The 11,761-nt window shown below is 63.6% G+C and carries 9 protein-coding genes and 1 pseudogene; 5 read left to right on the top strand and 5 right to left on the bottom strand.

All coding sequences use genetic code 11. The annotated features are described in order from the left end of the window. Window positions 1–131: 131 nt before the first annotated feature. On the top strand, window positions 132–503 hold the full coding sequence (locus ACFWAY_RS45280) for a nuclear transport factor 2 family protein (protein WP_378515168.1): 372 nt from the start codon (window positions 132–134) through the stop codon (window positions 501–503). Window positions 504–748: 245 nt separating this feature from the next. On the opposite strand, the gene ACFWAY_RS45275 is transcribed toward ACFWAY_RS45280, so the two are convergent. The 3 genes and pseudogenes from ACFWAY_RS45275 to ACFWAY_RS45265 form a co-directional block, all read right to left on the bottom strand. Then, window positions 749–1,192, bottom strand: a complete 444-nt coding sequence (locus ACFWAY_RS45275) for a hypothetical protein (RefSeq protein ID WP_378515167.1) — start codon at window positions 1,190–1,192, stop codon at window positions 749–751. 10 nt (window positions 1,193–1,202) lie between these two features. Further along, window positions 1,203–2,261 (bottom strand): transcriptional regulator, encoded by a 1,059-nt coding sequence (locus ACFWAY_RS45270; protein WP_378515165.1) that lies wholly within the window; start codon window positions 2,259–2,261, stop codon window positions 1,203–1,205. 264 nt (window positions 2,262–2,525) lie between these two features. Next, window positions 2,526–2,862: pseudogene (locus ACFWAY_RS45265) on the bottom strand (transposase); the annotation flags it as partial. Between the two features lie 289 nt (window positions 2,863–3,151). Between ACFWAY_RS45265 and ACFWAY_RS45260 the strand changes: the two are divergent. Further along, the gene (locus ACFWAY_RS45260; RefSeq protein ID WP_378515164.1) at window positions 3,152–6,454 is read left to right on the top strand and encodes a protein kinase; all 3,303 of its coding nucleotides are present in this window, start codon (window positions 3,152–3,154) and stop codon (window positions 6,452–6,454) included. Between the two features lie 364 nt (window positions 6,455–6,818). Here the strand turns inward: ACFWAY_RS45260 and ACFWAY_RS45255 are convergent, their stop codons facing one another. Beyond that, a complete protein-coding gene (locus ACFWAY_RS45255; RefSeq protein ID WP_378515163.1) occupies window positions 6,819–7,055 on the bottom strand; it encodes a hypothetical protein in 237 nt (78 codons plus the stop codon). 24 nt (window positions 7,056–7,079) lie between these two features. Next, window positions 7,080–8,615, bottom strand: coding sequence for a class I adenylate-forming enzyme family protein (locus ACFWAY_RS45250; RefSeq protein ID WP_378515162.1), 1,536 nt, complete (start codon window positions 8,613–8,615; stop codon window positions 7,080–7,082). Window positions 8,616–8,861: 246 nt separating this feature from the next. Between ACFWAY_RS45250 and ACFWAY_RS45245 the strand changes: the two genes are divergently transcribed. From ACFWAY_RS45245 to ACFWAY_RS45235, 3 genes are read left to right on the top strand one after another with little or no spacing between them, the layout of a single operon-like run. Then, on the top strand, window positions 8,862–9,689 hold the full coding sequence (locus ACFWAY_RS45245) for a mycofactocin-coupled SDR family oxidoreductase (protein WP_378515160.1): 828 nt from the start codon (window positions 8,862–8,864) through the stop codon (window positions 9,687–9,689). 23 nt (window positions 9,690–9,712) lie between these two features. Next, entirely contained in the window at window positions 9,713–10,195 is a 483-nt protein-coding gene (locus ACFWAY_RS45240; RefSeq protein WP_378515159.1) for a Zn-ribbon domain-containing OB-fold protein, read from the top strand. After that, window positions 10,188–11,384: a thiolase family protein gene (locus ACFWAY_RS45235; RefSeq protein ID WP_378515158.1), complete on the top strand. Its 1,197-nt coding sequence runs from the start codon at window positions 10,188–10,190 to the stop codon at window positions 11,382–11,384. The genes ACFWAY_RS45240 and ACFWAY_RS45235 overlap by 8 nt, the downstream gene beginning before the upstream one ends. Window positions 11,385–11,761 lie beyond the last annotated feature (377 nt).

Here is an 11,761-nt window from a genome sequence, read left to right as displayed (position 1 = left end):
GTACTCGGTTGCGATGATGGTGGGACTGCGCAAGGAGGCCCCACCGCCTCCTCACCTCTCAACGAATGATTCCCCGACGGCAGTGCGTCCGAGTGGACGACAGCGACCACTCCGCCAGGATAGGACTTACGATGGCCACACTCCCTGCCGATCTCATGCAAGTCAACCTTCTCGAGGTGTTCAACGAACCCGACCCGGCCCGGCGGGCCGCGGTGATCGCAAAGAACTATGCCGAGGAAGTGGTGTGGCATGAGCCGGACCGGATTGTTCGCGGGCGCAAGGGTTTCGAGCGCCGCGCCGACGAGCTGCGTGCCGAGAATCCGGACTGGGTCTTCCGGCCCGTAGGTGTCGCATCGGGTCTCGACGACATCGGTCACCTCGGCTTCCAGTACGGGCCCGCCGACCAGCCGGTGGTGACCGGCATGGACATCGCTCGCATCAAGGACGGCGTCATCATCGAGCTCTACACCATCGTCACCGGGATCCAGACGTCCCAATCGTGATCGATGCACGGCCGAGTTGATCGGCGCGGCAGGACCGGTGATGGTTATGGCGATTGGCGGCTCACGTCTCGATCGCGGTGTCCGGTGCGCTCCGGCGTCCTGCACGGTGGCGGCTTCGACGGAGCGAATCTGGGCCAGCGCCGCTGGGCGGGTGGTCTCGTCGAGCACGAGGTGCACGATGTCGAGCAGGTCGGTGCCCTGCTTGTCCGCCGAGCGATTCATCACCGCTTGGATTTTCATCGCGATCAGCGGCCCGGGCTCGGCGACGGCGTGGTGACCGTAACGCGCTCAGCGTTGGTGCGGATCACCTCGATGGTCATGTCGGTTGCGGTGTCGTTGGCCCAGGCGTGCGCCGAGGCGTGAAGGGGGTCCCGGGATCGTCGCGGGGGTTGGTCGAGTTCGACCTGTCGGACTTCGAGCACGTCGACCTTGACTGCTCCGTACCGGGTGGGCAGCAGGACGGCCGCCGGCTCGACCGGCTCCGCGCCGTCGGCGGCGCGAAGGACCTCGAGTTGGGGGAGGCGGCCGAGAAGTCGGTCGACGAGGTCGAGGTCGACGGTGGCGCGGTAGGGGTTCGACAGCCGTGACAGCACGGCGAGACCACCGACGATGACGGGCGCTTGGCCGATGAGTGCCCGAACCTCGATGACACCCGCGGCGACGGCGGCCATCGCATCGCCGACGAACACGATGTGGCGGCTACCAGAGACGGGTCCACCGATCACCGGGTGTCCAGGCATCGAGGATTTCCCGGCCCCGCCCGAGGTCTTGGGCGAGATCGAGCGCGACGAACACCGGATGCGTGAGCGGCCATTCGAGCGGATTGGTGTCCAGATCGATCCGGGACTGGACGACCGCGGGAACCGGCGCGACCCGCACGGTGGCGCGCGTGTGCCGGGCGGACTCCGCGGTGCCGAGCAGGGTGCTCGCGCGCCGGAGGATCGATGGGTCGGGAACGAAGAAGTCGAGGGTCTGACCTGCGCGGAAGGCGAGGGGTGCGCCGTATGCGGCGGCGGCAGCGGAGTCGGTCAGTGCCCACCCGGGCCCGTCGAGCGCGTCGAGACCGAGTCGGAGCGTGCGTTGCAGGCTGGTATCGCCCGGCGTCGGGGGCTGCGCCAGATGAACACGCGGGCTCGTCCAGCGGCCGGCGACCTGCCAGAACAGGTCGGTCCCGACAAGGGCATTGTTCGCGTCGAGGAGGCCGTCTCGGCGCAGGGCGGCGAGAACCTCCGAGACCGTGCTGGGGGAGCGGCCGAGCTCGCGCGCCAACCCGCGCACCGTGCCGGCTCGTTCTGGATGCAGCAGGATGGCGGTGGCGACCTCGAGTCCGGCCTTGCCGGCGAGCGCCTCGGACCGTGCGGCGCGTTCCTTGACCGGTTGCACGTCGGCGTCGCTCACCAGGCGATCGGTGCGCAGCGCGAGTCGGCCACGCAGGTCGAGGTAGCCGCCATGGTGGCGGATGAGCACGGTGCGCGCATCCTCGGTCACCCGGTCGGCCACGACGAGCAACGGTGCGGCCGAGGTGGTCGGGGGCGGGACTTCGGTGAGCAGCCGCTCGGCAACGTCGTCGGTGACCAACGTGCGGAACTCCACCCGGATCGGCACTGCCACGCCGTCCGGGTCCACGACCAGGTCGGCGTGGCTCCAGGATGCGGTCACGGGCGGGCGGGCCTCAATGTCCAACTGCGCGAAGGCATCGACCACGAAGGCCTCGATGCCCGCACCCGCGCGCCTCTGTGGGATCCGCCGTCCGTTCACCCTACCGATCCTCGCAGGTGTTCGGTGTTCGGTGTTCGGTGTTCGGTCAATACCGAACACCGAACACTAGAGATTGAGGCCCATGGAGTGGCGTCGGGGAGTGCAGGGGGGCGGTCACGGCTGGTGCCGCGGCCGCGGTGTCGGCTGGTGCCGCGGCCGCGGTGTCGGCAGCGAGCGTGTGAGTAGTTTGCGCAGCGCCTGGGAACAGCAGAGCCAGAGACCGCCAGCGTAGAGGAAATCGATGAAACCGAACTCGTAGCCCGCGCCGGGATGTGAGTACCAGAGCCACACCGGTTCGGGATGCCGGTCGCCTGGGTAGGTGATCGACCGTCAGTCGGATCACCGTGCCTTCGATGATCGGCGGCGGTCCCGGGTGGTCCGCCTACGATCCGCGGTGAGTGATCCTCGGGTGCAACCGATTCCACGCCGCAGTGACGGCTGTTCGGTAGCGGTCGGTGTCGGTATCGGTGTTGCTGTCGGGTTCGGGCCAGGTCTGAGGGTCGGCGAATTTGAATTCGGCACCGTGCCGGGGTGGGCGCCCGGTTCGACCCGGCGGCGGCGCGGGGAAGTGCAGCACCCGATCCGAACGCATCCGACCCAACCACCGTCGAGAGTCCCGCTGGGGCGAAGAAACTCGCACGGCGAGCTGGTACCAGTTACACAGGTTCATGGACACAACCCGTCGGTGCTCCCGGTACTCGAGCGACCGCTTCAAGGCCTGGATACGTCCTCGATAGCGATATGCTCGGAACAGTAGCAATGAGGTGAGCGCATGATTGTATGTTCGAGTCCCACTCGGTCCGGCAGGTTCGCTCGAATCATTCTGAAATGACGTCCGTGCAGAATTCGACGTTGCGGGAGATACACCCGTTGCGGGATCGAAGACACCGATGACCGCCGATGATCCGCTGGAGACGCAGCGCGACGTGCTTCTCACAGTCGAGGCGGAGTTGGAAGCGGCTGGCTTTGCCGACGCCGAGGAGGTCGGTCGCGGTGGATTCGGTGTCGTGTACCGCTGCGTGCAGACCGCACTGGACCGCACCGTGGCGGTGAAGGTCCTCACGGCCGAGCTTGACGAGGAGAACATGGCTCGTTTCTTGCGTGAACAACGCGCAATGGGTCGGCTTACCGGGCATCCGAACATTGTCAACGTCCTTCACGTCGGCGCCACCGTCAGCGGCCGGCCCTACCTCGTGATGCAATATCATCCACAGGATTCGCTCGAGGCCCGAATCCGCAGCTTGGGTCCGCTCGGGTTGAACGAGGCGTTGCGGGACGGTGTAAAGATGGCGGGCGCCCTGGAGACCGCGCACCAACTCGGTATCCTGCATCGTGACGTGAAGCCGTCGAATATTTTGCTTACCGACTACGGTGAGCCGGCGCTGACCGATTTCGGGATCGCGCACATCGCCGGCGGATTCGAGACCGCCACCGGCGTCGTTACCGGGTCCCCGGCATTCACAGCCCCAGAAGTGCTCCGAGGTGAACCACCGAGCCCCGCCTCGGACATCTACGGACTCGGTGCCACGCTGTTCTGCGCAATTACCGGTCACGCCGCATTCGAACGCCGAAGGGGTGAGCAAATGGTCGCGCAGTTCGTAAGAATCACCACGGAGCCTGTTCCGGATCTACGTGGCCAAGGCCTCCCCGAAGACGTGTGCGCTGCCGTCGAGCGATCCATGACCGCAGATCCGGGAGACCGCCCAGCTACGGCTCTGGAGTTCGGTGACGCATTGCGAGAAGTAGAACGTCGGCACGATTACCCAGTCGACTTCATGGCTCTGCATGCCGAGCCGGGCGCAAAGCTGCGAGATCAAGATCCGGTGCGTGCGAGGTCCGGTGCTGCCGGGTCTGTGTCGAGTGAGGTGCGCCCGCCGCGGTTACCTGTCGTTCGTGCGACCAGAGAGGGGAACCTGCCGTTTGAGCTGACCAGTTTTGTCGGGCGCCGCCGAGAACTGAACATGGTGAAGCACCTTTTCTTGGGGTCTCGATTGGTGACGTTGACCGGGATCGGGGGTGTCGGCAAGACCAGACTGGCGTTGCGGGTTGGCTCAGACTCGGTGCGGGCGTTCGACGATGGCGTGTGGTGGGTTGATCTGGGCGAGCTGCGAGATGCGTCGTTGTTGGAAGATGTGGTGGCTGCCTCGTTGAGGTTGCGTAATCAGTCCGCGCGATCCGTGCAAGAAGCCCTCATGGATTATCTCGCACCGCGACGGCTGCTACTCATATTGGACAATTGCGAGCAAGTGGTCGAGGCGGTGGCCGCGCTGTCTGCGGCTCTGCTCAGTACGTGTCCCGAATTGCGGATCCTCGCGACAAGTCGCGAGCCCTTAAGTATCAATGGCGAGACCGCTCTGCGAGTTCCGCCTCTGGGGGTTCCCGACCCGGATCGGCAGACCTCCCTACGCGGACTACCCCAATACGACGCAGTGACCTTGTTCGCACAGAGGGCCGTCACCGCGGTCCCGGGGTTCGAACTCACCGAAGACAACCGAACCATTGTGACCCGAATTTGCCAGCGACTGGATGGATTGCCCTTGCCGCTCGAGCTGGCAGCAGCTCGATTGAGGGCAATGTCCGCGCAGCAGATCCTCGAGCGGCTGACCGACCGGTACCGGTTGCTGACCGGGGGAAGCCGTGCTGCGCCGTCGCGGCAGCAGACGCTGCGGTTATGTGTCGACTGGAGCTATGATTTGTGCACGACCCGGGAACAGTGCCTGTGGGCGAAGTTGTCGGTGTTCGTGAGCGGGTTCGAGCTCGATGCCGCGGAGGGCATCAGTGCCGGAGACTTCTCACCCGAGGATTTGCTGGACACGCTGGCGTCGCTGGTCGACAAATCGATCCTCATCCGTGACGAGCAGGGGACGGTGGTGCGCTACCGCATGCTCGAAACACTGCGCGACTACGGCCGCGAGAAGCTGCGAGATATCGGTGAAGACGCGGAGTTACGGCAACGTCACCAGGACTGGTACCAACGGTTGGCGGTGCAGGCGGAGGCCGCCTGGGTCAGTTCCCTGCAGGTTCAGTGGATCGCCCGCCTCGAGAGGGAGCAGCCGAATCTACGGGAGGCGATGGAATTTTCCCTGACCGAGCGCGGTGACGCCAACACGGGGCTTCGGATCGCGACAGCGATGTATCCGTTCTGGCTCGCGCGCGGTCTCCTGGGCGAGGGCCGGCGCTGGCTCGCCCGCGTGCTCGTCCATCAGGGCGGGCAGGTAACCGCAGAGCGGGTCAACGCCTTGTGCGCAGGCAGTGTCCTCGCCGGATTGCAACGCGACCTCCCGGCGGGAACGACACTCTTAGACGAGGGCCGTGCTCTCGCTGAGCAGCTAGGTGATCCGTCGCTGCGCGCACTTGTCACATACGCAGACGGGAACCTGGCAAACTTCAGTGGAGATGTCACGCGCGCGGCAGCATGCTTCGAGGATGCACTGAAGGTCTTCCGCGAAGAGGACAACCTGCTCTTGCGGATTTGGGCCTTGATCGGGCTTGCTTTGGCTTCTGGTCCGCTTGGGGATGAGGCTCGTGCGCTCGCCAGCTATGAGGAAGCGCTCGCGCTGACTGAACCTCGCGGAGAGTCGGTGAATCGGTCCTATGCGCTGTGGACTCTCGGTCTGGCTGCGTGGCAGGAGGGGAACTCTGCGCAAGGCGAGGAATTGGTGAGGAAGGGTTTGCGGCTCACGCAGGCAGTGGGCAACCGGCTCAGCTCGGGGTGGTGTCTGGAGATATTAGCCTGGATCGCCGCGGACGGGCGCCAGGCGCGGCGCGCGGCCGTGCTCATGGGCGCTGCTGCTTCCTTGTCTCGGGCCGTGGGAAGCTCCACGGTAGTGGTCCCGAACTTGCTCCCACACCACGAACTGTGTGAGCGACGTACCCGCAGTGCACTCGGTGAGCCAGCATTCGTGACGGAGTTCCAACGTGGCGAGGTGCTGAGCTTCGAGGCCGCCGTTGCCTACGCCCTCGACGAGCAACTTCCCGTTACGTCACCTGCGCGTACCGCATCGAACCTGACCAAACGCGAGAGGCAGGTCGCCGATCTGGTGGCCCAGGGGCTGACGAACAAGGAGATCGCTGCCAAGTTGGTGATCTCGCCACGCACTGCCCAGGGCCATGTTGAACACGTTCTCACCAAACTTGGATTCACCTCGCGAGCGCAGATCGCCGCGTGGGTGGTCGAGCAATCGCAGGGCTGACCTGCCTGGGCGATCCTGAATCCCAATCATCCGCTCGCACCTTCACTGAATAGCTCAGCTCCGGACGGTTCACCCGATGGCTCTGTGCTACTTATCAATCCATTTGGGTTGGATCCCTCCCGGTCGCGGCGTGAGTGAGCTCTCTCCTGCGGTCAGGGTTGCGATGAGAGGTGGGTGTCGAGTGTGCCTTCCACTTACTTCGGGCCGCGTGAATCCGCAGGACGAGTGTTGTGGATCTCGAGGGTCAATTATAACTAGGTGGAGTTCAATCAGTCCGCCGGACAAGTCACTGATAGGTGGGAGTGTCGGGGAATCTGGAGGCGCATGAAGGCCGAGAGGTCGGCGCACAGCCTTGTCGCCGTCGCTACTGAACCTGTTCGAATCGTGCGTTGGCTTCGACCGCTGCCTTCGCCTGCAATCGCCTCAGCAGAGCGCGACCGAGTTCGGATTCGGGGTACACGTCGACCATCCGGAGAATTCGGAAATGGAACTGTTCCTTGGTGATTCCGAAGTTGACCAAGATGTCTTCTTCGGTCGGTCCACCGAACGGTAGCCAGCGAAGTGCAAAGTCTGCGAGTTCTTTGTCGTGGCGTTTCATCATGGTGATCTCCTTCTTCGGGATGGTTTAGCGATTCAGTTCGTTGATCAGGATCCGTCGAGCTTCGATCTTGTCGACTTTGCCCATGGCGGAGCGGGGCAAAGTCTCCACCGCATGTACAGACTCGGGAGTCTTGTGCCGAGAGATTCGTTGTGAGCGGAAAAAGCTACGGATGTCCTCGACTCCAAGGGTGACTCCAGGATCGGTGACGATGAGGGCTGACACCGCCTCCCCAAACCGCGGGTCTGGCACTGACACAACCGCAGCCTCGCGAATAGAGGGATGAAGTAGCAGTTTCGCCTCCACCTCCGCGGCGGAGATATTCTCGCCGCCGCGGATGATGATGTCTTTGTCGCGACCGGTCACAATGAGTTGCCCGCTCTGGTTGATGATGGCCCGATCGCCGGTGCAGAACCAGCCCGCGGGCGTGATCGCGTTAGGGCCTTCGTCGTCCATATATCCGAGGAACTGCTCTGGGCCGCGTACTTGCAGGCTTCCCTCAGCACCGCGGTCGACGGGGAATCCGAACGCATCCACAATCTGGATCTCGCTACCGTTCTGTGAAACTCCGTCGGTTTGTCCCCGTACCTCCGGTGGCGAGTCGGGCGAACTCCACGTTGCTGTCGGGTGCTCACTGGATCCATAGCATCGGAAGACTTGGATCCCGCGATCGTCCGCCCGGGAGACGAGGTTGGCATCGACTGCCGCACCTCCGCTCATCACCTGACGAAGGCGACCCGTTGATGTGCCGGCTGCTTCGTCGAGCAGAGTGCTGAGGAAATGTGGGGTGGATCCCATGGCGACGACCGGTCGCATGGCGACCGCCGCGACCGCCGAACGTGCATTCCACTTGTCCAAGACAACAGTCGGCACACCGAGGAGCACGGCTTGAAGGAGTCCCACGACACCCCCGACGTGACCGAAAGGAAACGTCTGCATGAACCAATCGCCGCCGCCGATCGTGAACGCAGTTCGAAAGTCGTTAACTTCGGCAAGGATGGACGCGGAACTGTGCCTGACGGCCTTCGGTCGGCCCGAACTCCCGGATGTCAAGATGATCAATCGATCTTGCTCAGTTCTCCGTGCCGCCCTGACGGTAACGCGCATGTCTCGTCGTCGAACCTCGGTATTGTCCATCGACAGCCATCGGGTTATCGATCCACATCGGAACGCTTCGTCGACGGCATCGGCGACGTGTGTGCGCACGACGGTCTCAGGCGCGATGACGCAGCTCGCCCGCGCCGCTGTCAGAGCCAGTGCGAGCTCCTCCGGACCGAGCAGGTGAAGGAGCGGCGCAACAGCCCTTTCGGCCAGAAGAGCACCGAGAATTGCTTCCGCCGCGGCCAGGGTCGATGTGGACCACACCGCGACGATCTCCGCCGGGTGCGTAGCCCTTCTCAGTCTGGCCGCGCAGATCTCGGATCGACGGACAAGTTCTCCGACGGTGACGGAATATGTGCCATCGGAGTCCGTGAAACTGAGCGGTGTGAAGGCGTTGAGTCGCCACCGTTGCCGAATCGCCTGGCCGATCGTGACTGCCTCAGACAACTTGCCTGTCACCACGTATATTCCTATCTTTCAAGGTTATTGGTGCCACGAGCGACGGTATGGCAGCTGGCTCCAGGCCGTTCCGTGGGCTCATGGCGACAGGTGTGAAGTGTCGACGAATCGATGTTCGGCTTGGTCTACCCGCTGCCCGATCCTCGCGATCGGAATCGAGGGGACTCGGAGCCGCATCTTCCTTAACTCACCCTGCTCATGTTTTACTATGACATCTTAGCCACAGAACCACTTCGAGAGGTGGAAACAATGGGTTTGTTGGACGGCAAGGTTGCACTGATCACCGGTGCGGCGCGCGGCCAAGGACGTTCGCACGCACAGCTCCTGGCGGAGGAGGGGGCGGACATCATCGCGCTCGACATCTGTAAGCAGCTGGACACGGTCCACTATGCGATGTCGACGCCGGAAGACCTGGAGGAGACGGTCCGGCTCGTCGAGAAGACCGGACGACGGATCGTGGCCAAGCAAGTTGACATCCGTGACTACGATGCGCTGAAGACGGCGGTGACCGAGGGTGTCAGTGAACTGGGTCGGCTCGACATCGTGCTCGCAAACGCGGGGATCATGACGCAGAGTCTCGAACCGCACACCCTCAATCGGGAAGAGTGGCGGGACGGCATCGATGTGATGCTGACCGGAACATGGAACACCCTCCAGATCACCTCACCGATCCTCATCGACGGCGGCCGAGGCGGAGCGATCGTGATCACGAGCTCCGTGTCCGGTCTTCGGCCGATGTACACGGACCTTTCGGGCGGCTTCGACAGCTATTGCGCCGCCAAGTTCGGCGTAGTCGGCCTCGCGCGGGCATACGCCGCCGGCCTTGCCGAGCACAGTATCCGTGTCAATACCGTGCACCCGACCGGATGTGACACCCCCATGGTGAACAACGACTTCTTCCCTGCCTACATGGAAGGGAACATGAAGACTGCAATGGCGTTCCAGAACACGCTGCCCGTCCAAATGGTCGACCCGATCGACATCAGCCGTGCAATCCTCTACCTGGTAGGCGAATCGGGTCGATACGTCACAGGGATTCAGCTGCCTGTCGATGCCGGCATTACCTACGCGAGCTGACGGACCATACCGGATCTGATCACGTGAAGAACAGCGACAGCGGTGCGCGGGCCGGAGCTCTCGAAGTCCGGGAAGAGCAGGATCCACTTCTTCATCGCTTGATGCCGTCGCCCGATCCTGCCGCTCGCTTCTTCTGGATGAGCGGCGCGGACGGTCGGCTGCGCATCGAGCAGTGCGACGCATGCGAGTACCTGGTGCATCCGCCGAGCGGGCATTGCCCGCGCTGTGGTGGTGACCGATGCACCCCTCGTCCTGTTTCGGGACGAGGCACGATCCATAGTTACACGGTCAACTACCAGCAGTGGTTCGACGGTCAACCGCCTTACATCATCATTATCATCGACTTGGACGAACAAGCCGGGCTGCGGCTGACCAGTAATCTGCTCGACTGCGCACCCGAAGATGTCTTCGTCGGCATGCGGGTGAGCGTGAGGTTCCTCGCGCGCCACGGAGTCTGGTACCCCGTCTTCGTCCCGAGCCAAGCAATGGAGTCTGACAGTGCCTGAACGCAGCTTCGAGCGCACCGCTGCGATCACCGGTCTCGGCCAATCAGCGGTGGGGCGACGACTGGGCAGATCCGCTCTCGATCTCACCATCGACGCTTGTGCCGCGGCCATAGCAGACGCAGGTTTGCGCAACAGCGACATCGATGGACTGTCGACGTATCCAGGCGGCGACCCGATTGCATCGTACGGCTACGGCGGGCCCTCGACCTACGACGTCCAAGATGCCTTGCGCCTCAACGTGGAGTGGTACCAGGGGGCGGCCGAGCTTCCGGGGCAGCTGGGAGCCCTCGTGTCCGCATGCATGGCGATAGCGGCAGGAATGGCACGTCACGTTCTCGTCTATCGCACCGTGACCGAGTCCTCGGCCCAGGGATCCGCAGGCCGAGGGTCGGTGCTGGGTACCGAAGCGCAAGCGGCCTCTGGCATGGGTAGCTGGATGGCGCCGTTCGGCGGGATCTCGGCGGTGAACTGGCTTGCACCCGTTGCGACACGACACTTCCATGAATATGGGACCACGCGTGAACAGTTGGGACAGATCCCACTGGTGTTCAGACGCAACGCCGGCCTGAATCCGAAAGCGATCTTCAGATCTCCGCTGACGATGGACGAGTACCTCCGGGCGCGCATGATCTCGTCACCTCTGTGCCTGTTCGATTGTGACATCCCGGTCGACGGATCAACTGCATTGATCGTCTCGCGGGCTGACGAGGCGAAGGACCGCCGACACGGAGGAGTGTTCTTCGACGCGATCGGTACGGCACTGCGGGGGCGCCCATCCTGGGACCAATACGAGGACATGGCGTCAATGGCTTCTCAGGGAGCCGCCGACCAGCTATGGAAACGCAGCTCGCTCACCCCGCGGGACGTCGACTTGGCGCAACTCTACGACGGGTTCAGTATCCTCGCCCTTGTCTGGCTCGAGTCCTTGGGATTCTGCGGTGAGGGGGAGGCAGGGCCGTACCTTGAAGGCGGAGAGCGTATCTCACTGTCCGGTGAGCTCCCGCTCAATACGGCTGGGGGTCAGCTATCCGCAGGCAGGCTCCATGGCTTCGGCCTGATCCACGAGGCGGTGACCCAACTCCGCAGAAAAGCAGGCGAGAGACAAGTCGCGGACGCGGAAGTAGCGTTGGTAGCCAACGGCGGAGGCCCAATCGCCGGGGCCATGATTCTCACACGCGACTGCCCGTGATTGTCTGAACCCCGCTTCTGGACATCTTCGGCACCGTACGCAGTCCTCCTCGCCGTCAGCCCGGTGAGTACCCCTGAGTCAGCTCCACGCGCTTCCGGGGTGCCTCGGCCAGATGACGCCGCGCCGCACGCCCCGGACTGGCCACCTACCTGACTCCGCCGTCGTGAGGCAGCGCGGCAAACCCAGCAACTCTGCTCATCGGCCAACCCCGGGAGTGTGCACCTCACCCCTTCCTCATATGTACATAAGTAAGGTATGATCCACATCACTGGTAGTTGCATGGCGGGCCGTATGGATACTCAGGCAAGCGGTGGAGCTGGCGGCTTCATTGTCCAGGGCGGCCGACCGGCGACGGTGTGCCTGTACTGGTGCGACCT

The organism is Rhodococcus sp. NPDC059968 (assembly GCF_042738615.1).
Lineage (GTDB): Bacteria > Actinomycetota > Actinomycetes > Mycobacteriales > Mycobacteriaceae > Rhodococcus_F.
Note: the sequence above shows the minus strand (reverse complement) of the source record. Positions and strands in the feature narration are given on the sequence as shown.

What these genes read in the sequence shown, in the direction of transcription:
- ACFWAY_RS45280 (WP_378515168.1), top strand. Translation starts at nt 132, where the DNA reads ATGGCCACACTCCCTGCCGATCTCATGCAAGTCAACCTTCTCGAGGTG.
- ACFWAY_RS45260 (WP_378515164.1), top strand. Translation starts at nt 3,152, where the DNA reads ATGACCGCCGATGATCCGCTGGAGACGCAGCGCGACGTGCTTCTCACA.
- ACFWAY_RS45255 (WP_378515163.1), bottom strand. Translation starts at nt 7,055, where the DNA reads ATGATGAAACGCCACGACAAAGAACTCGCAGACTTTGCACTTCGCTGG.
- ACFWAY_RS45245 (WP_378515160.1), top strand. Translation starts at nt 8,862, where the DNA reads ATGGGTTTGTTGGACGGCAAGGTTGCACTGATCACCGGTGCGGCGCGC.